Origin of the sequence: Photobacterium sp. 1_MG-2023 (genome assembly GCF_030547945.1) — a bacterium.
Lineage (GTDB): Bacteria > Pseudomonadota > Gammaproteobacteria > Enterobacterales > Vibrionaceae > Photobacterium.
Genome location: NZ_JAUORR010000013.1, coordinates 66558 through 86564, shown reverse-complemented (window position 1 = coordinate 86564; position 20007 = coordinate 66558). Strand labels below are relative to the sequence as shown.

Annotated in this window: 14 protein-coding genes and 1 tRNA gene; 12 read left to right on the top strand and 3 right to left on the bottom strand. The window is 51.3% G+C overall.

What is annotated here, in order from left to right:
- Positions 1 to 477: 477 nt before the first annotated feature.
- The 7 genes from Q4579_RS13040 to purF all read left to right on the top strand — a co-directional run bounded on the left by Q4579_RS13040 (position 478) and on the right by purF (position 11781).
- Positions 478 to 5355, top strand: a complete 4878-nt coding sequence (locus Q4579_RS13040) for a FimV/HubP family polar landmark protein (RefSeq protein ID WP_303564818.1) — start codon at positions 478 to 480, stop codon at positions 5353 to 5355.
- 125 nt (positions 5356 to 5480) lie between these two features.
- Positions 5481 to 6260 (top strand): tRNA pseudouridine(38-40) synthase TruA, encoded by a 780-nt coding sequence (truA, locus tag Q4579_RS13035; protein WP_303564816.1) that lies wholly within the window; start codon positions 5481 to 5483, stop codon positions 6258 to 6260.
- Positions 6261 to 6570: 310 nt separating this feature from the next.
- The gene (gene accD, locus Q4579_RS13030; RefSeq protein ID WP_303564815.1) at positions 6571 to 7500 is read left to right on the top strand and encodes an acetyl-CoA carboxylase, carboxyltransferase subunit beta; all 930 of its coding nucleotides are present in this window, start codon (positions 6571 to 6573) and stop codon (positions 7498 to 7500) included.
- 222 nt (positions 7501 to 7722) lie between these two features.
- A complete protein-coding gene (gene folC, locus Q4579_RS13025) occupies positions 7723 to 9009 on the top strand; it encodes a bifunctional tetrahydrofolate synthase/dihydrofolate synthase (RefSeq protein WP_303564812.1) in 1287 nt (428 codons plus the stop codon).
- A gap of 2 nt (positions 9010 to 9011) precedes the next feature.
- Complete coding sequence (locus Q4579_RS13020; protein ID WP_303564811.1) at positions 9012 to 9578, top strand: SPOR domain-containing protein; 567 nt, start codon at positions 9012 to 9014, stop codon at positions 9576 to 9578.
- A 64-nt stretch (positions 9579 to 9642) separates the two neighbouring features.
- Positions 9643 to 10134, top strand: a complete 492-nt coding sequence (cvpA, locus tag Q4579_RS13015; protein ID WP_303564810.1) for a colicin V production protein — start codon at positions 9643 to 9645, stop codon at positions 10132 to 10134.
- Positions 10135 to 10263: 129 nt separating this feature from the next.
- Positions 10264 to 11781 (top strand): amidophosphoribosyltransferase, encoded by a 1518-nt coding sequence (purF, locus tag Q4579_RS13010; protein WP_303564809.1) that lies wholly within the window; start codon positions 10264 to 10266, stop codon positions 11779 to 11781.
- 78 nt (positions 11782 to 11859) lie between these two features.
- Here purF and Q4579_RS13005 read toward each other — a convergent pair whose 3' ends face one another.
- A complete protein-coding gene (locus Q4579_RS13005) occupies positions 11860 to 12459 on the bottom strand; it encodes a Yip1 family protein (RefSeq protein WP_211647430.1) in 600 nt (199 codons plus the stop codon).
- 192 nt (positions 12460 to 12651) lie between these two features.
- The gene (locus tag Q4579_RS13000; protein ID WP_303564807.1) at positions 12652 to 13530 is read right to left on the bottom strand and encodes a LysR family transcriptional regulator; all 879 of its coding nucleotides are present in this window, start codon (positions 13528 to 13530) and stop codon (positions 12652 to 12654) included.
- A 331-nt stretch (positions 13531 to 13861) separates the two neighbouring features.
- Here Q4579_RS13000 and Q4579_RS12995 point away from each other — a divergent pair, with 331 nt between their 5' ends.
- The 3 genes from Q4579_RS12995 (at position 13862) to galU (ending at position 16655) form a co-directional block, all read left to right on the top strand.
- A complete protein-coding gene (locus Q4579_RS12995; RefSeq protein ID WP_303564805.1) occupies positions 13862 to 14953 on the top strand; it encodes a response regulator in 1092 nt (363 codons plus the stop codon).
- A gap of 155 nt (positions 14954 to 15108) precedes the next feature.
- A complete protein-coding gene (rfaH, locus tag Q4579_RS12990) occupies positions 15109 to 15606 on the top strand; it encodes a transcription/translation regulatory transformer protein RfaH (RefSeq protein WP_303564804.1) in 498 nt (165 codons plus the stop codon).
- A 146-nt stretch (positions 15607 to 15752) separates the two neighbouring features.
- The gene (gene galU, locus Q4579_RS12985; RefSeq protein WP_303564803.1) at positions 15753 to 16655 is read left to right on the top strand and encodes a UTP--glucose-1-phosphate uridylyltransferase GalU; all 903 of its coding nucleotides are present in this window, start codon (positions 15753 to 15755) and stop codon (positions 16653 to 16655) included.
- A 246-nt stretch (positions 16656 to 16901) separates the two neighbouring features.
- Here the strand turns inward: galU and folD are convergent, their stop codons facing one another.
- The gene (gene folD / locus Q4579_RS12980; protein ID WP_303564802.1) at positions 16902 to 17759 is read right to left on the bottom strand and encodes a bifunctional methylenetetrahydrofolate dehydrogenase/methenyltetrahydrofolate cyclohydrolase FolD; all 858 of its coding nucleotides are present in this window, start codon (positions 17757 to 17759) and stop codon (positions 16902 to 16904) included.
- 349 nt (positions 17760 to 18108) lie between these two features.
- Here folD and Q4579_RS12975 point away from each other — a divergent pair.
- Together Q4579_RS12975 and tig are read left to right on the top strand one after the other, a co-directional pair.
- Positions 18109 to 18185, top strand: a tRNA-Arg gene (locus Q4579_RS12975).
- A gap of 412 nt (positions 18186 to 18597) precedes the next feature.
- Positions 18598 to 19905 (top strand): trigger factor, encoded by a 1308-nt coding sequence (gene tig / locus Q4579_RS12970; RefSeq protein WP_303564801.1) that lies wholly within the window; start codon positions 18598 to 18600, stop codon positions 19903 to 19905.
- The last annotated feature ends 102 nt before the right edge of the window (positions 19906 to 20007 follow it).

The window sequence follows — 20007 nt, the reverse complement described above, 5'->3', positions numbered from 1 at the left end:
AGGGGGCAGCTCAGGTGCGCCTGAAGCTGCCCTTATACCAATCGCAGTCAATCACTGGTCATCCTAGCTGGTTCAAATGTTCGATCACTGCGTTAGATTTTTTGATTGTAGAATCACTACTTATCTAAAAAATCTGCCTTGTTCTCAACCATTTTTCCTGCGCTATTTCTGATCATTGACTGACTTTGATTGGTTTATTTTATCCGGATGTGATGTTCAGTTCCCGAACCGTTCAAATATACCTGACGCCAATTTCTTGATCTTCACAGTAAAAGCTGGGTGTGATGATTGACATCATGCTGTAGCAGGCAACAATCACAATATTTGTTCAAAAGCCTGTGGTGATGCACTGTATGTTTAAGATTTCTGGCGACAGGCCGAAGCATTCCAGACAGACTGGTCCTGCCGAACCCTCCGATTTCGCAGTCCGGTCCACAGACCTTAGTATTTTATCTCTGTCAGAGAGGACAGCAGGCAGTGTCTGACTCATCAACTAAAATGAAACGCGTGATTTTACCGGTCGTTATCGCTTCGGCTGCATTGCAATTGCCGGTCAACGTACAAGCCAACACGATTCGAATTATGGGCCCCGCAGACGAAGTTGCAGAACCTGCAACGCCGCCCAGCCGGACGACACAAGCACCGCAAACGACACCGTCCTCGCAACCGGCACCGCAGCGTCCTGCCGTTTCTCAGCCCGCGAATCCTTCGCCGCGTGTGACTGCACCTGCGACGCCTGTGCGTGCGCCAGCGAGCACGGCATCGCAACCGAGCACCCGCTCGGTGGGTATTTACGGCCCGACCGGTGAGAATGAAACGCTGTGGTCGATTGCGTCTCGCTATAAACCCAATGACAGTGTGACGATTTATCAGGTACTCGGTGCGATTTTCCGGGCGAACCCGGGGGCATTTTCGGACAACAATATCCATGGTCTGATCCCGGGCAGCCGATTGAGAATGCCAACCATGGCACAGATTCGGGCGGAAAATTCTGATGTGATTCGGGATCGGGTTGAAGCCGATCTGAAACGCCGCGAGCTGGCCCGGGCAGCCAATGCATCCCGAACGGCGACGGCACCGAAACAGGCACCGAAACAGGAACCGAAACCGAAAGCAGCACCCGAAGCCTCTGGTCAATCGGCAGCGCCAAAAGCCACCGCGCCAACGCCACCATCAACACCCAAAGTGACGGCACCCGAGCAGAAGACAGCGGCGGGTAACGTGACTTCCGGCAATTCAGCGACGTCATCACAAACGCCGAAACAAGTCACATCGGCGGAGAGCGCTCCGTCTGCCTCGTCTCCGGCACTCACCGGTCAGCCGCTCGCGGCATCGGCGCTGAAAGATCAGTTAAATGCCTCTGATGAAGAGTTAGCGCAACTGCGTGAAAGTAATCATGTCCTGAAACTGCGTCTGGCTGAGATGCAGCATGAAATTGGGGCATTGAAAGAGCAGTTGGCGGGAGACGATGAACTCCGCAATGAGATTCAGTCGTTCATTGAGCAGCAAAAAGCGGATCAGCAAGAACCCCAGGTTCAGACCCCCGCGGAACTGCCTCAGAACTGGCTCGATAAATTAGCTTCGAATCCGCTGGCACTCGCTGGCGCTGCGCTGATTCCGGGCACTTTAATTGCTGGATTACTGGCATTTTTCCTTGGCCGCCGCCGGAAGCAGGAAGAAGAACCTGAACCAGCCGCCGAGCAGCCAGTACAGGAGACCCCGAAATCGATCGCGTCAGAGTTTGATGATGACGATGAACCGCAATTGGGACTCGATGCCGAAAACAGCAGCCTGGATGAGTTGTTTGATGATCACTCGACGACGGATGATCCGGTGTTCTCGGATAATCTGTTTGATGACAATGATGCCGATCTGGACGAACTTGATCTGACGGATGGCCTGGATGATGCCTTTGACAGTGATCTGCCGAAAAGTGATATCACGGTCAAAAACAATGATGAAGCCATCGGGCTTCAGGACATGGAGCGTGCGCTGGATGAACTCGATCAGACGCCTGCCCGTGATACCGACAGCGAAAACGAAAGCCTGAGCGGTCTGTGGGACAAACCACTGAGTGCTCAGGAAGAAGAAGATACTGATTTCGATCTGGCCGTGGGGTTACAAACGGAAGAGCCGGTACAGGCCAGTGCACCGTTACCGGAACCGCAACCGGAACCGGTTCCGCAAGCCAGAACAGAATCTCTGGATGATTTACTTGATGGTGTGGCAGATCAGAATGCAGACAGTATTGAACTGGGCATGCTGGATCAGGACATTCTCAATGAACTGATGGACGATTTTGATCGCGAAAGCTCCGTCCTTGAGGAACCGCGTGCTGCGGCACCTGAAATGCCTGCCACTGAACCTGAAGCCGTGGAAAGTGAATGGGATGCCGATGATCTCATTGATGATTACAATCTGGATGCCAACAGTACTGAGTTACTGGATGAATTGCTCGAAGAGAACGAATCAGAACCTGAAACCAACATTGAATTGGATGAAAACAGCACGGCATTGCTGGATGAACTGATTGAGGAAGAGCCTGAGCAGGCGCCAGTTGAACTGGCGGAAGACAGTACTGAGTTACTGGATGAGTTGCTGGGCGAAGAGACTCAGAGCTATGACGATCCGGAGCTGGATAATGAAGAAGACAATCCTGATGTTTTTGATGAGTTACTGACGGTAGAGAACGAAACCGCAGACAATTCACAGCCCGACAGCGATGTGGTGTCAGATCTGGATAAAGAGCTGGTTCCAGAACTGGACTCAGAACTGGACTCAGAACTGGACTCAGAACTGGTCCCAGAACTGGTCCCAGAATTGGATTCGTTTGAGCCCTCGGATCTGGCTGAAAAGAAAACTGTCGATGAGTACTTAAATGCGCTGGATGAGGCAGAAGCTTCGGCAGCTCAATCTGCAGAGCCAGAGCCAGAGCCAGAGCCAGAGCCAGAGCCAGAGCCAGAGCCAGAGCCAGAGCCAGAGCCAGAAATTGAGGCCGATTTCGACGCGGAACCCGCGTTGGCGGAAACAGAGACGGATCTGGATGCCTTGCTGGCGGATGTTGCACCAGTCATGGCAGGTGCGGCGCCAACGGCTTCTGAGGAAACTGAGCCGCAGGATTTTGCCGCGGATGCTGAACCTGAGTCAGAAACTGTCTCTGAAGCTTCGGAATATGGTGATGATCTTGAGGTTCAGCCTCAGCCTGATGTCATGGCTGAAGCGTCAGAGCCAGAAGAACCCGAGTTGTCATTTGCGGCAGAAGCATCTGACGACGATGCTGAAGTATACGCTGAAGACCGTATTGAAGCGGTGCCCCAACAATTTGTTGAGTCAGACTCAGACCAGGCTCTCGAACCGGACTCAGAACTGGACTCAGAACTGGACTCAGAACCGGTTTCGGGGCAGGCGCCTGGACTTGCGCCAGAATCGGATCCGGCGTTGGCACCAGAACAAGTTGCGGAACCAGAATCAGCAGCGTTCCCGTCGTCTTCTGAACCACAAGAAGAGGATGCTGAGCCAGCACCGATTCCTGAGCTAGATGATCTGGCTGCGATGGATGTTGCAAAAGCCGAAAATTCGGAGCAAGCGCTTACAGAGTCTGCACCTGATGCTGCGTTGTCTGATCAGACCGATATGGCAGACAATGTCACCGGGTCTGAAGACGATGAGGCAGCGCAGATTGTTGCTGAAGCAACCGAAGTTGATACAACTGAGGCTGATGCAACCGAGGCTGAAGTACACCCTGAAGAAGTAACTGAATCGACAGAGGTCCCAGAACCGGCGTCCGTGCAGGCGGATACGCAGGACGAAGTGAAGCCCGAGCCGGGTACAGACTGGCAGCATGGCAGTGAAGCCGAGGAAGCGCCGGAAACAGAGACCCCGGAAGCGACGCTGGATCCTGCCTGGGACGAAGCGGTTGCTGGTCGTCAGGCGCCCACCATGAATCTGGATGATTTTCCTGAGTTCGATGAGGAAGCGGCGTTACTGGATCCGGAAGCTGAGCCTTGGGAAGACGGTGAGGATAACGGTACACCGGAGTGGTCTGATGAAGAATCTCAGGCGGCAATGGCCCGTGTGTCTGAGCAATTGCAACTGGCGGCGCAGGCTGCTGAGCCAAAGTCGGAGCTGACCGAGCCGGTCGAACAGCCTTCGTTGTCTGATGCGCCGCAGCCGGAAGTGATGCCAGAAGCGGCGCAGGAACCTGTTCAGGAACCTGTTCAGGAACCTGTTCAGGAACCTGTTCAGGTTCCGATGCATGACAAACCCAAGTATGAATATGCGGTGATTGATCCGCAAAGTCTGCCCGAGTTTGATGAAGATGACGCACTCCATGCGTCGTTTGAAGAGCAGATGGAACTTGAGCAGTATGAACAGGAAATGCAGCATGGCGTTGCTGAGGCGGCGGCCGATAATGTGGCGCCACAGCCACAGCCACAGCCACAGCCACAGCCAGTTCAGCCGGAACTCAGTGAAGAGCTGATCGATTCAGCGGGCCTGGATATGGCAGCTTTGCTGGCCGATCCGGATATGGATATGCCAGCGATGACGGCGCACAATGACGTAGCGTCTGACGATGACTGGCCTTCTTTTGCTGCGCAGGATGACGCTCAGAACCATGAGACGGGTGACACGGATGCGTTGTCTGATGCGTCGGAGCCTGCCACGTCCGGGGGTGCAGAACCGACGGAATCGGTCGCTGAGGATTCCGTGGCAGTTCCGGAAACGGTCACTCAGGCTGAGACTGAATTACCGCTGGAATCTGAATCTGAAGTTCATGCTGAACCCGCAACAGATATACCTGCATTCGATGCACCAGCGCAGGCCGATGAGTTCGAACATGAGCAATGGCTGTTGCATGAAAGCGTTCCGGCTTCTGAGCTGGAAGAACAGGAACTGACCCCGGAAGAGAATGAGATCTGGGGGACGGATATTCCTGAGCCTGAGCTGGAAAGTGAAGACTGGGGTGAGCAACCGCCTCTCTCTGAACAGCCGGAAACGGTCGAAGAAGATAAACAGGCAGACAGCCAGCTGGTCCAGACAAAGCATGAAAAAGAACCTTATATCAGCATTGATGAGCTGATGAAGGAACTGGAAGGGGAGTCTGACCCGGATCTGGATGTGACACCACTGAAGCTGGATGTGGGTCTGGACGAATTCCCGGATGTTTTGGCGGGCATTGGTGAGCTGGATGTTGACGGCGCCGGTGAGTATGCCAGCAAGCTGGATCTGGCCAAAGCCTATCTGGAAATGAGTGATATTGACGGCGCTTACTTCCTGCTGGAAGACGTCGCAGAGAATGGCGATGGTGATGTCAGCCGTGAAGCAGCCAACCTGCTGCTGAAACTGGATCGCTAACTGCACAGCTCAACTGAACAGGAAGTCCGCAAGTGCGGACTTCTTTTTTTTTGTGCCTTTTTTTATAATCGCCGTTTGAATTTTCTGGGCTGTCTGCTGGCAGCCCGTGACGTAAGAGTGTAACGATGCGAATTGCCCTTGGGATTGAGTACGACGGAAGCCGCTATTATGGTTGGCAGCGTCAGCGGGATGTCGACAGTGTTCAGGGAAGACTGGAAGCCGCGCTGAGTAAAATTGCCAATCAGGACATTGAAGTCCAGTGTGCCGGTCGAACCGATGCCGGGGTGCACGGAACGGGTCAGGTGGTTCACTTCGACTGTGATGTGCCCCGTAAGCTGGTCGCCTGGACCATGGGCACCAATGCACATCTGCCCAAAGATATTGCGGTTCGCTGGGCGCATGAAGTCCCGGAGGATTTTCATGCCCGTTTCAGCGCAACCGCGCGTCGTTACCGGTATGTGATTTACAATCATGCGTTGCGTCCTGCGATTCTCAGCAGCGGGATCAGCCATTACCACGGTGAGCTGGATGCAGAAAAAATGCACGAAGCAGGGCAGTATCTGCTGGGTGAAAATGACTTCACTTCTTTCCGTGCCGTGTTTTGCCAGTCGCGCAGCCCGTGGCGGAATGTGATGCACCTGAATGTCAGTCGTCAGGGGCATTATGTGATCATCGATATCAAAGCCAATGCTTTTGTGCATCATATGGTCCGCAATATCACTGGCAGCCTGATTAAGGTCGGTCGCGGCGAAGAGAAACCAGAGTGGATTCAGTGGCTGCTGGCTCAGAAAGATCGCACGTTGGCAGGCGCCACAGCTAAAGCGGAAGGCTTATATCTGGTTGAGGTGGATTACCCGGAAACTTACGCGTTACCTGTGGTTCCGGTGGGGCCGCTGTTTCTGTAAAAGACGGGCGTCGGATGAACTGATCTGACGTTCGGTTCACATTGATTTACGAAAAAATATGCAGCTTCGTTCGCACTGCAACCAAGAAACACTAGAATTGAACAAAACTTCATCATTTGATGGTTGGGGAACAGAAAACTGGTCGGGCAATTTTCTTGAGCTAAGATCCCGTTAACTGTTTATTTCCACAAGGTACTACCAGTTTTTTATCTACACTGACTCGAGTTTGTGTTTTAATTCCTGACTTGAAAATTATCGAATTGATTATCCTTTGCCTGCGGGCGTGGGAGTTGTAAATGAAAGGTCATTCATGAGCTGGCTTGAAAAGATCCTCACAAAAAGCAACATTGTATCGTCTCGTAAAGCTTCCATCCCGGAAGGGGTATGGACGAAATGTACCTCCTGTGAGCAGGTACTGTACTACGCAGACCTCGAGCGCAATCTGGAAGTTTGCCCGAAGTGTGATCATCACATGCGAATGAAAGCCCGTCGCCGTCTGGAAACCTTCCTGGATGAAGAAGGTCAGGTGGAGATTGCTGCTGAACTCGAACCGAAAGATCACCTGAAATTCCGTGATTCCAAGAAATACAAAGATCGTATTACCGCAGCGCAGAAAACCAGTGGTGAAAAAGACGCGCTGGTAGCGATGAAAGGCACACTGCTGCAACAGCCGATTGTAGCCTGCGCATTTGAATTCAGCTTCATGGGCGGTTCCATGGGCTCTGTGGTGGGTGCGAAGTTTGTCCGTGCGGTTGATGAAGCCATTGCTAACGAATGTGGTTTGGTGTGCTTCTCTGCCAGTGGTGGTGCCCGGATGCAGGAAGCGCTGATGTCGCTGATGCAAATGGCTAAAACCAGCGCAGCACTGGAACGCCTGTCTGCCAAAGGTCTGCCGTTTGTCTCTGTGCTGACGGATCCGACAATGGGCGGTGTGTCTGCCAGTCTGGCGATGCTGGGCGATATCAATATCGGTGAGCCGAAAGCATTGATTGGCTTCGCCGGTCAGCGCGTCATTGAGCAAACCGTACGTGAAAAGCTGCCGGAAGGTTTCCAGCGCAGTGAGTTCCTGCTGGAGCATGGCGCGATTGATATGATTGTCGACCGCCGCGAAATGCGTCAGCGCATTGGGGGTTTGCTCGCGAAGATGACCAATACGATTTCACCGCTGGTTGTCCCGGTTGTTCAGGAGCCTGTTGCAGATTCTGAAGCCGATGCAGAATCAGCTGAGGACAAGGCATAAGCCGATTCCCTTCTTAACACGCCTGGCCTCTGCCAGGCGTTTTTCTTTCCGGAAGCCCGAGCAGGATGTCATGTCAGCGAACGGTGAAAACTGGTTGCAGGCTGTTCAATTTTGTCATTGTTCCACAATTCCGGTCTCCGATAGCGCAGCAAGCATTAAATTTCGCCTGCTTCATGCTACATTATGCCCCATCTTCTTTATCAAATTAGTTAGTACGGTTACATGTCTGATACCTCTGCAATGCCGCTGTCTGTTCCTTCGGCACATTCACCTTTGAACGATTGGTTCACGTATCTGGAGAATCTTCATACCAGTGCCATTGATCTGGGTCTGGAGCGTGTTCAGGCCGTCGGGGAGCGAGCCGGTTTACGCAAACCGGCACCGACTGTGATTACTGTGGCCGGGACCAACGGCAAAGGCTCGACCTGTGCCATTCTGGAAAGTATTTTGCTGCAGGCGGGATATACCGTGGGCGTCTACAGTTCACCTCATTTGGTGCGATATAACGAACGCGTCCGGGTGAATGGTGCAGAACTGCCGGATCATGAACACAGCCAGGCTTTTGCGGCGATAGAAGCGTTTCGGGAAACAACCAGCCTGAGCTTTTTTGAGTTCGGGACGCTGGCTGCGCTGCAACTCTTTAAGATGCATCAGGTCGAAGTCGTGGTGCTGGAAGTGGGGCTGGGGGGCCGGTTGGATGCCACCAATATTGTCGATCATGATGTGTCGGTGATCACCAGTCTGGCGATTGACCATGTGGACTGGCTGGGCGACGACATTGAAGTGATTGGGCATGAAAAAGCCGGTATCTTCCGTGCCGATAAGCCGGCTATCTGCGGGCAGCCGAATCCGCCCGCCTCGGTGGCCGCGCATGCGGACAGTATTGGTGCCGAGCTGTATCAGGTGGGCTATCAGTACACGTATGAGCAGTCAGGCGAAACCTGGAACTGGAAATGTGGTGCATTTGATATGGAGCAATTGCCGCTGCCGGCATTGCCATTGCCGAATGCAGCCACTGCTTTGATGGCACTGGGGGTTGCAGAACTCGACATCACGGATCAGCATATTGTTGCCGGTCTGGCGAAAGTACGTCTGGCGGGGCGGATGGAAACCGTTTCGGATCAGCCACTCATCTTACTGGATGTGGCCCATAATCCCCATTCTGCACACTATCTGGCGCGTCAGCTCAAAGCGCTGAAAAATATTCGCGAAGTCGGACAGATCTATGGTGTGGTTGCCATGCTGAAAGATAAAGATATCGCGTCGACACTTGACGAAATGCGCGCGGTGATCGATGTCTGGTATCCGGCGTCACTGACCGGACCAAGAGCTGCTTCGGCACAGCAGCTTGCTGATCATCTGAATTATTCCGGTCAGATATTCGATGATCCGGTGCAGGCGTATCAGTCAGCACTGGCTGCGGCTCAACCGGAAGATGTGGTGATTGTCTTCGGTTCTTTCCATACCGTCGGCGAAGTGTCCGCTCACATTCAGTCAACTCAGGAGTAAGTGTGGCGAGTAAATTTCAAAGCAGACTGGTCGGCACCATTGTGCTGGTTGCCATTGGGGTAATCTTCTTGCCTGATTTCTTTGATGGCAAGAAGCAGCATTTTCAGGAGCAGTTTGCCAGCATTCCGCTTCAGCCTCAGGCGGGCGGTGACGAAACATTCACGGCCATTCCTGAACCTGTGGATGCAGAAGCGGAACTGCCACCGATGCCAGTCACCGAGCAAATTGCAGGTCAGCCTGTGGCTCAGTCATCCGTTCAGGAAAAAGATCCGGTCTCGGTGAAAACCCAACTGCAGGGGGAGCCTCAGCCGGGGCATCTGGACAGTGGCTGGGTAATTCAGCTGGGGGTATTCCGAAATTTTGAGAATGCACACCAGTTGGTTGAAAAGCTGAGAAGTAAAGGTTATCAGGCGCATGTCCTGCCAAAACAGCTCAAACCAGGCGATTTGGCCAGAGTTGTTGTTGGACCTGAAATCAGTAAGGATTCTCTGTCAGGAAAAGTAGACGATTTGCGTCAGCTCACCGGGCTGAACGGGCAATTGCTCAGATTTAACCCACTAAACCCTTAGGTAAACGTTTGCGTTCTGATTTTTTCTGTTAGAATACGCGCCAACAACAAGAATTATATAGAAGATGATCTGGATTGATTTTGTCATTTTAGGGGTGATTGGCTTCTCTGCACTGGTCAGTTTGATCCGTGGTTTTGTCAAAGAAGCGTTGTCACTGGTGATTTGGTTTGCCGCCTTTTTTGTAGCCAGCAATTTTTATCAGGAGCTGGCGGCATACTTTACCAACATTCAGGATGAACTCATCCGGAATGGCAGTGCGATTGCTGTGTTGTTTATTGCGACCTTGATTGTGGGCGCAGTGGTCAATTATGTGATCGGGCAGCTGGTGCAGAAAACGGGCTTGTCCGGGACTGACCGAGTTTTGGGTGTGGTGTTCGGGGGCGTACGCGGTGTGCTGATCATTGCTGCGTTGTTATTTTTCCTCGATGCTTTCACTGGGTTTCCGACGTCCGACTGGTGGCAGGCGTCTCAGTTAATTCCGCAGTTTGGTGTGGTGATTGAGTGGTTTTTCTCTTATCTGAAAGAGAGTTCGAGTTTTCTTCCCGGCGCGTTATAGCGCCGGATTTATATCAGTTGTATTGCGTAACAGCGAGGGAGACATTGAACTGAGCGAGTTGTACAGGCTCAGGGATAACACGCTGTTACTCAATGCAATTATTGATGATCCATAACGAGGATTTAAGACATGTGTGGTATTGTCGGAATCGTGGGAAACACCCCGGTTAACCAGTCTATTTATGATGCACTGACCGTGTTACAACATCGTGGCCAGGATGCCGCGGGTATTGTTACCCTGGAAAGCAATCGTTTTCGTCTTCGCAAGGCGAACGGCCTGGTGCGTGATGTGTTCGAAGCAAAACACATGCAGCGCCTGCAAGGGACGGTCGGGATCGGCCACGTCCGTTATCCGACCGCGGGAAGCTCAAGTGCCTCAGAGGCTCAGCCTTTTTATGTGAACTCCCCCTACGGGATTACACTGGCACACAACGGCAACCTGACCAATGCCGCCGACATCCGGGACTCTCTGTTTGAGCAGGCCCGCCGTCACGTGAACACGTCGTCGGATTCTGAGATCCTGCTGAATGTGCTGGCCCACCAATTGGAAGGTGCGACGAACTATCCGCTGACTTCTGATGATATTTTCTCTGCAGTTCGTGCTGTGCATAAGTTGGTGCGTGGTGCTTACGCTGTGGTTGCCATGGTGATTGGCCATGGCCTGATTGCCTTTCGTGACCCGCACGGTATCCGCCCGCTGTGTTTGGGTAAACGCGAAGTCGACGGCAAAGTGGAATACATGGTGGCTTCAGAGTCGGTTGCGCTGGACGCGGTCGGTTTTCACTTCATGCGTGATGTTGCGCCGGGCGAAGCGGTCTATATCAGCTTTGATGGCCAACTGTTCACAGAACAATGTGCCGAGAACCCTGCACTGAATCCTTGTGTCTTTGAATTTGTTTACTTTGCCCGCCCGGATTCTTTCATCGATAAGATTTCTGTCTACAGTGCCCGTTTGAACATGGGTAAAAAGCTGGGCGAAAAAATTAAACGGGAATGGGATGATCTGGACATTGATGTTGTCATTCCAATTCCGGAAACTTCCTGTGACAGTGCGCTGGAAATTGCCCGTACCCTCGACAAACCTTACCGTCAGGGATTTGTGAAGAACCGTTACGTTGGACGGACCTTCATCATGCCGGGTCAGCAGTTACGCCGGAAGTCGGTGCGCCGTAAACTTAATGCCATCAGCTCAGAGTTCAAAGGCAAGAATGTCCTGTTGATTGATGACTCAATCGTGCGTGGGACGACATCAGAGCAGATCATCGAAATGGCTCGTGAAGCGGGCGCAAATAAGGTGTATCTGGCATCGGCAGCGCCGGAAATCCGTTTCCCGAATGTGTATGGGATTGATATGCCGAGTGCGAATGAGCTGATTGCCCATGGCCGTGAGGTGGACGAGATCTGTAAGATGATTGGTGCCGATGGCCTGATTTTCCAGGATCTGGAAGACCTGGTTGAAGCGGTGGCAGAAGGCAATCCGGATATCCAGCTGTTCGAAACGTCTGTCTTTAACGGCAATTACGTGACAGGTGATGTGAACCAGCAATATCTGGAATACCTGGAAACGCTGCGCAGTGAAGATGCAAAAACACAGCGCGAGATTCAGCAGGAACTGGCGAATCTGGAACTCTACAACGAAGGCGTATAATCCGCCCCTTGTGAACCAGCTGAAAAAGGCAAGCGCGAGCTTGCCTTTTTGCTTTTTCCGGTTTGAAGCGGTTGGCGTTTAATGACTGAATTGCGGCCCAATCCCGACATTCCACAGAATCACAGAACCAGCAATGATTGACACCAGTAGGACCAGCCCGCAGGTCACAATGGAACTGGCGTATATAAAGCCGCGCTCTTCAGGAATGTGCATCAGAATCGGCACACCGGTATAGAGCAGATAAACAGAGTAAGAAATGCCCACCAGGCCAGCCATCATCAGAAACCACAATTGCGGATAGAGTGCCGCGACGCTAATCATGAAGAGTGGGGTCGCGGTATAGGCCGCTAATTCCAGTGCCTGCGTATAGGTTGGGGTTGAACCGAAGGTATGACTCATCCAGTAAGTGAGGTAAGCGAGTGCAAACACACCGCCAATCAACGCAAAATACATGGCCACCGACATCCCCAGCGCACTGGCCGGTGTCAGGAAAATCGGGTCAACGGCACCCACTCGCCAGCCAATGAACACGCTGGAAATATAGGCAAAAATTGGGGGTAACAATGCAATCAGCAGAATGTGACTCAGACTGCTTTGCACGCCTTCGTGTTGCTCATCAATGTTTTTCCACTCTTTTTTGGGATGAGTGTAAAGCCCGAATAAATGTCCCAGAATCATAACCTATCCTCGTTATTTAGGGTGCGTCATGCACAACGTATTACAGGTTGTTGTTCAGAACACTTCAGTGTTGATCCGGACACCCGTTGTGTTCTCTTCTCTATAACATTTAGTCGGGCTTCGGGCGCTTGGCAAGATTGTGAATCACCAAGCATTCCCAAGATGTGAGGTTGGCAGACCTCGGCTCAGTATTCAGGACGTACTGAAGTAATGACTGGCAAATTCAATGAAGAGGCGCAGTTTTTCTGGCTGATGATCTTTGTGGTTATACAGCAGGTAAACATTTCTCGGGTTGGCTGACCAGCTTTCCAGGACACGGATCAATTCTCCGCTCTGAATGTATTTCTCCAGCATCGCATCTGGCATCAGCGTGATGCCCAGACCGGACACACAGGCTTTACGAACCACATTGAGCTGGTTGGATTCGAACCGACCTTTCTCATTCACCGTGATGGTTTCACCATTTTTGTTCGACAGCCGCCAGCGAAGCAGAGGTGAGCCCTTGAGTAGCGCATGTTCCGACAACTCCTGGGCATGGGTCGGCGCCGGATGGCGGCGTAAGTAGTCCGGGCTGGCGACGAGAATGTCTTCGACGGCATTAATTTTTCTGGCGATGAGCGCTGAATCACGCTGCGGGCCGACACGAAAGATCACATCCCAGTCGGTAGGATCTAACTGTTCAGGTTCGTTACTGAGGAAGAGTTCGATGCTGATGGCCGGATGTTCCTGCATAAATGCATTCAGCATGGGTTGCAGCATCACTTTGCTCAGGTTGGTTGGTGCGGCAATTCTCAGACGCCCGCTGGCACCCTTGGATTCATCCCGGATGTGTTCAGCGGTATCCAGCAACTGCTGCAGCAGTGGCGTACACAGCTGATAATATTGCTGACCGGCTTCCGTCAAAGACAGCTTGCGGGCATGACGATTCAGCAAACGCAGATTCAGGCTGTCTTCCAGTGCTTGAATGCGTCGGGTCAAAGTTGCGACAGGAACCTGATATTTTCTGGAGGCTGCTGTATAGCTTCCTTCTTCAACGACGATCCGGAACAGGTTTAAATCATCTAACTTCATAGGCGATGTTGAGATCGATATGGGAAAGTGGGAATTGTATAACAAAATACTCAATGTGAAGAGGTTAAGATTTCGAGTATCGAATTAAGTGGTGGTGATGGCGTTGAGAACCACCAACGGACAGGGCCAGATGTTGAGCGAGCTAGCAGAATACTAAACTAAAGTTGAGAGCGGGTCTTCAAGCCTGACGTTGCAGGGTTTAGCGCCTATTCTAAAGGGAAGCCCTTAGCGTGTGATTGACACGTCAGACGATTTCATCCACAAGGAAACCGCTGCTCTGCAGAATTTTATTCTGTGTACTTGGCCCATTGCAACCTGGAGGGCATACGCATTGTTAGAAGGTAAAGAAGTTCTCATTGTTGAGGACGACCCGGTTTTTCGCCGGATGATCACTGGATTTCTGCAGTCTCAGGGTTGCGAGACCCGAGAGGCTGAAGATGGTCTTGCTGGTTTGCGCGCACTTCGTGACGGCATTCCGGATATCTTATTATGTGATCTGGCAATGCCTGTGCTGACCGGCATGGAATTTGTGGAAGAAGTCTCGCTGCAGTATCCCATGGTCCCTGTGATTGTGATTTCCGGCACCGGTGAGATGGCTGATGTCGCGAATGCACTCAGGCATGGTGTGAAAGATTTTCTGGTGAAGCCACTCGATAACATCATGGTGCTGAAAGCAGCCTTGATGTCTGTGCTGAAAGCTCAGGACAATAGTGCTGAGTACTCAGATTTTTCCAGTCAGTTGTTGCAACATGACACCGCTGTTGATGACGAGTTGAAATGGCATATTGAGGAGTTGGAGTCCAATCCTGACATTGCCCGGGAACTCCTGGTGGGTTTGATGCCGGAAACGCAGTCTCGACAGGGGGACTGGCAACTCAATTACTGTGTGCTGCAATCTGCAGAGGTTCTGCCCGTATTGCTGGATTACACCTGGCTCATGGACGGACGCCTGGCGTTTTATCTGTTAGATGCTGAATCCGGTGGACGTCGTGGTGCTGCGACCGTGCTGTTGATTCGCGCCTTGTTCAATGACTATCTGCGAAAACGCATGGCGTTTGAGAATGATTTGAACAGTATGCTGGCAGCGATCGAACAAGGGATGCAACAATCCGGTTATGCAGTGCCGGTTCGGGGGCTGTTCGGAATTTTTGATGCCTGTGACCGGAATTTGTCGGTGATTTCCGTGGGTTCTGAAGCGATGCTCAAGACGAGTGAAGGTGAACGAACTATGGCTGCGGGAGAATATCTGGGCCAGGGTGCTCGGAAAAACCCGGTCAGTGAGCATGTTTTGCCGCCATCTGGGGCTCGGTTGTCACTGAGTAAAATCGGGACCACAAATTTCAGTGTGACGATTCAACGTTTAGAAGCCATGAAGGATGCTGAAGACCATCCGGTTGTCAAAGCAAAAACAAGGTTTCAGTAACGATAAAAAACTCACTTAGCTTGATTTTTCAACAGCTTGGCGCAAAAGCGCACATGAATTCGCTGCGAGACTGAATCTGGCAATGGAATCGGTTGAGGTTTGGGTCTCTCGCCATATAATCACTATGAGTGAAAAGTTACCTGAGCAGAGGCGTTATGAAAGATTGGTTCTTACTATATTGCAAGCGGAGTGAACAAGAGCGCGCAGTAGTCAATCTGGAACGCCAGAGCGTCACATGTTATTACCCGCAGGTGACGGTAGAAAAATTGGTTCGTGGTAAACGCGTGACGGCGAACGAACCGCTGTTTCCCAATTATATGTTTGTCCGGTTCGATCCTGAGCAAGTCAGCTATACAACGGTACGTTCAACCCGTGGTGTGGCTGATTTCATTCGTCAGGGGCCATATCCCCAAAAAGTGCAGCCAGAATTGTTGCATCAGTTGATGAGGAATGAAAACAGTGAAGCGCATCAGGAAAAACTGTCGAATCTGCCTAAGCCTGGTGAATCAATGGAGCTTCAGCGAGGTCAGTTTCAGGGCCTGGAAGCTATTTATCAGGAGCCGGACGGCGAAAAGCGTTCTTTCATGCTGATTCATCTGCTGGGCAAACCAGTGAAAGTCAGCGTCGATAATGCGGATATCGTGCGGCGCTGAGCCGCATTGTCCGCCCCGCCATACCTTTCTGCCGTAATCCGTTGTCATAGTGGTGCAGGTCACGTTTTTACCTTCGGGATACCTCGCTGTCATCATGCATCTTTGTTATATTGCGGCAGACAATGACAACTTACATGGATAATGCAATGCAAAAGACTTCCCCAGTTCGTAAAGCGGTCATTCCTGTAGCCGGTTTAGGAACCAGGATGCTGCCTGCCACGAAGGCAATTCCTAAAGAAATGCTGCCGATTGTGGACAAGCCATTGATTCAGTATGTGGTGAACGAGTGTGTCGCCGCAGGCATTAAAGAGATTGTGCTCGTTACACATTCTTCGAAAAATTCGATCGAAAACCATTTCGACACCTCGTTTGAGCTGGAAGCGACGCTGGAAAAGCGTGTGAAGCGTCAGTTGCTGGATGAAGTCCAGAATATCTGCCCGAGTGATGTGACCATCATGCATGTCCGTCAGGGACAGGCTAAAGGCCTTGGCCACGCTGTCTTGTGCGCGCGTCCGCTGGTTGGCGATGCTCCTTTTGCCGTTGTACTGCCGGATGTCATTCTGGACGATGCGGCCAGCGACCTGCGTCGCGAGAATATGGCTGCGATGGTGAACCTGTTCAACGAGACAGGTGTCAGCCAGGTCATGGTTGAGCCGGTGCCGATGTCGGAAGTTTCCAGTTATGGTGTCGCGGATATCAATGGAGAGCAGATCGAACCAGGTGAGTCAGCACCCATGTCACAAGTCGTTGAAAAACCATCGCAAGATGAAGCGCCATCGAATCTGGCAATTGTCGGCCGTTATATTCTGCCTGCTGAGATCTGGGATATTCTGGCGAAGACGCCAGTGGGTGCCGGTGACGAAATTCAGCTGACAGACGCCATTGCGATGCTGATGGACAAGCAGCCTGTGCATGCGTTCCACATGACAGGCAAGAGCCATGACTGTGGCAGCAAACTCGGCTATATGCAGGCATTCGTCGAGTATGGCCTGCGTCACCCGCAACTGGGTGAAGTATTTGCGGCTTACCTGAAAGGTGTCGCGAAATAATACCAATCGCAGTCAATCATTGGTCATCCTAGCTTGTTCAAATGCTCGATAACTGCGTTAGATTTTTTGATTGTAGAATCAGGACTTATCTAAAAAATCTGCCTTGTTCTCAAACATTTTTTCTACGCTATTCCTGATCACTGACTGACTTTGATTGGTATAATTGATTCTCTGGAGAATCAGATTTCAGATGATAAAAAAGCGAGGGAGACCTCGCTTTTTTGGTTTTTGCGGTGGGCTGCGATTTTATCTTTCGTGAAACTGTTCGCAGGCTAGCAGCGTATTTTCGATCAGCGTTGCGACTGTCATGGGGCCCACACCGCCCGGGACTGGGGTGATGTGTTTGGCGCGCTGACGTGCCGCATCGTATTCGACATCCCCGATCAGTGTTCCGTTATCCAGACGGTTAATGCCGACATCAATCACGGTCGCGCCTTCTTTGATCCAGTCTCCGGGAATAAAATTCGGTTTCCCGACAGCAACCACCAGAATATCCGCCTGGCGGACATGGCTTTCCAGATCCTGAGTAAAACGGTGACAGGTTGTTGTTGTCGCACCTGCCAGAAGCAGTTCCAGTGTCATCGGGCGACCGACAATATTTGAAGCGCCCACGATGACCGCATGCTTGCCGCGCGCCTGGATGTTGTATCGCTCCAGCAGGGTGATGATGCCTTTCGGCGTGCATGAACGCAGTTTAGGAATGCGCTGGCACAGGCGACCGACGTTATACGGATGGAAACCATCGACATCTTTTTCCGGGGTGATATGCTCCAGCACTTTGGTAGAGTCGATGCCAGCCGGAAGCGGCAACTGGACCAGAATACCGTCAATGCTGCTGTCAGCATTCAATTCATCGATCAGCGACAGAAGCGCGTCTTCTGTGCTATTCGCGGGCAGATCGAATGAACGGGAGATAAACCCGACTTCTTCACAGGCTTTGCGTTTGCTGCCAACGTAGATTTGAGAAGCAGGATCCTGACCCACCAGAATCACAGCCAGCCCGGGTGCGCGTAAGCCTGCATCGGTGCGCGCTTTGACGCGTGCAGCAACTTCTTGTCTGACAGTTTGGGAGATGAGTTTTCCATCAATGATTTGAGCGGCCATGGTTTTCCTTCGTGCAGAAATAAACTGAGCGGCGCTATTGTCGCAGAGACGACGGGGGAAATCCATAGCGCAAACGTTTGCTTTTTGCGTGAGCCGTCATTTTTGTTGCGAGAGTTTTGCCGGGAATACCGACACAAACAGAATGAAATCATCTGTTTCGTGCTTGATCTCATGATTTGAAGATCGTAAATCCAGCGATAAAGCTCAGATTTTCTGCTTCCGCTGTCTTAACTTTAACCGCTTGATTCATTGGACAGCGGAAAATCACGTTTTCCCGTTGACCTTGTTTTCAGGCAACGTATAATCCACTCCCGTTACGCGATATGCCGCGTATCATCTCCCTATCGATGCGCCCTTAGCTCAGTTGGATAGAGCACGTGCCTTCTAAGCATGTGGTCGCAGGTTCGAATCCTGCAGGGCGCGCCATCTCTTTTTCGATTCCCGCTATTTCTCGATTCAACTCACCGTGTTCTGAAATATTCGATTTCAGTATGTGTGGCGAACCTGTTCAATTTTCCTGCACTGAATCTACATTTGGATAAAAAAGCGCATGATCACGGCAATTTTTTCGGGTTTTCTATTGAAAATACGAAATCAGTCCCTATCTTGTCGTAAGGTTTGCGCTAGGTATGGTCCGGACGCCTCGACGAATGCAGGTGGGCCCGTTATAATACCGCGCTTTAATTTCACACTCATTGTCGTTGGCAGTGAGACTGAAATTGACAGAATTCAGGCGTTATGGTGTGCAATGCCGTAACACGAAAGGATGCCAACGTCAGCAGCGCGCTGAGGGGCAAAATAACTCAGTCAACCTGAGTCAGTTTTGAGGTTTATGAAAATGCAAGTTACCGTTGAAACCACTGAAGGCCTAGAGCGCCAAATTACGATCACTGTTCCTGCTGCGAACATCGAAGATGCTGTAACAGCTCAACTGAAGCAAATTGCTAAAACACGTCGTTTCGACGGTTTCCGTCCTGGTAAAGCACCAATCAAGATGGTTGCTCGCATGTTCGGCGCATCTGTACGTCAAGACGTTCTGGGTGAAGTGATGCAGCGTCACTACATCGAAGCAATCGTTCAGGAAAAAATTAACCCAGCGGGTGCACCAACGTTCACGCCAGTTGATATGGCTGAAGGTAAAGATCTGGTGTTCAAAGCAACGTTTGAAGTATTCCCAGAAATCGAACTGTCTGGTCTGGACAAAATCGCAGTTGAAAAACCAGCGGCTGAAGTGAAAGATGAAGACGTTGTACAAATGCTGGACACCCTGCGTAAGCAACAAGCGAGCTGGACTGAAGTTGATACTGCTGCTGCAGAAGACAGCCGTGTGACCCTGGACTTTACCGGTTCAATCGACGGTGAAGAGTTCGAAGGCGGTAAAGCTGAAGCATTCCCGCTGATGATGGGCCAAGGCCGCATGATTCCTGGCTTCGAAGAAGGTATCGTGGGTAAAAAAGCAGGTGAAGAGTTCAGCATCGACGTGACTTTCCCTGAAGATTACCATGCAGAAAACCTGAAAGGTAAAGCTGCGGTATTCGCAATTAAACTGCACAAAGTTGAAGCACAGGAACTGCCTGAGCTGACTGAAGAGTTTGTGAAGAAGTTTGGAATTGAAGACGGTTCTGTTGACGGTTTGAAGGCTGAAGTTCGTAAGAACATGGAACGTGAACTGAAGCAGGCTATCAAAGGCCGCATCAAGGATCAGGTTCTGAACGGTCTGATTGAGCAAAACGACATCAACGTGCCTGCTGCACTGATTGATCAGGAAGTGAACACCCTGCGTCAGCAAGCCGTTCAGCGTTTTGGCGGTGATGCAAACAACGCACCTGAGCTGCCACGTGAGCTGTTCGAAGAGCAAGCGAAGCGTCGTGTTGTTGTGGGTCTGTTGCTGGGCGAAGTGATCAAGGCCGAAGAACTGAAAGCAGATGACGAGCGTGTTAAGGCGCTGATCACTGAAATGGCATCTGCTTATGAAGATCCTTCTGAAGTTGTTGCATACTACGAGAAGAATGAGCAGCTGATGAACAACATGCGTAATGTTGCTCTGGAAGAACAAGCGATTGATGCTCTGCTGGCTAAAGCACAGATTTCAGAAAAAGAAATTAGCTTCAATGAGCTGATGAACCAACAGCAACCTGCTGCTTAATTGACTGAAATGACTGTAAAGATTTGACTTCGTTTCAAATCTTCTGCTAACAATGGTCCGTATGAGTCAATCATTCGGGCCATTAATTTTTTTGGGGAAATA

Excerpts from the sequence above, each read along its gene's own strand:
- folC (WP_303564812.1), top strand. The coding sequence starts at position 7,723 with ATGTCTGATACCTCTGCAATGCCGCTGTCTGTTCCTTCGGCACATTCA.
- tig (WP_303564801.1), top strand. The coding sequence starts at position 18,598 with ATGCAAGTTACCGTTGAAACCACTGAAGGCCTAGAGCGCCAAATTACG.
- purF (WP_303564809.1), top strand. The coding sequence starts at position 10,264 with ATGTGTGGTATTGTCGGAATCGTGGGAAACACCCCGGTTAACCAGTCT.
- truA (WP_303564816.1), top strand. The coding sequence starts at position 5,481 with ATGCGAATTGCCCTTGGGATTGAGTACGACGGAAGCCGCTATTATGGT.
- cvpA (WP_303564810.1), top strand. The coding sequence starts at position 9,643 with ATGATCTGGATTGATTTTGTCATTTTAGGGGTGATTGGCTTCTCTGCA.
- Q4579_RS13005 (WP_211647430.1), bottom strand. The coding sequence starts at position 12,459 with ATGATTCTGGGACATTTATTCGGGCTTTACACTCATCCCAAAAAAGAG.
- accD (WP_303564815.1), top strand. The coding sequence starts at position 6,571 with ATGAGCTGGCTTGAAAAGATCCTCACAAAAAGCAACATTGTATCGTCT.
- rfaH (WP_303564804.1), top strand. The coding sequence starts at position 15,109 with ATGAAAGATTGGTTCTTACTATATTGCAAGCGGAGTGAACAAGAGCGC.
- folD (WP_303564802.1), bottom strand. The coding sequence starts at position 17,759 with ATGGCCGCTCAAATCATTGATGGAAAACTCATCTCCCAAACTGTCAGA.
- Q4579_RS13000 (WP_303564807.1), bottom strand. The coding sequence starts at position 13,530 with ATGAAGTTAGATGATTTAAACCTGTTCCGGATCGTCGTTGAAGAAGGA.
- galU (WP_303564803.1), top strand. The coding sequence starts at position 15,753 with ATGCAAAAGACTTCCCCAGTTCGTAAAGCGGTCATTCCTGTAGCCGGT.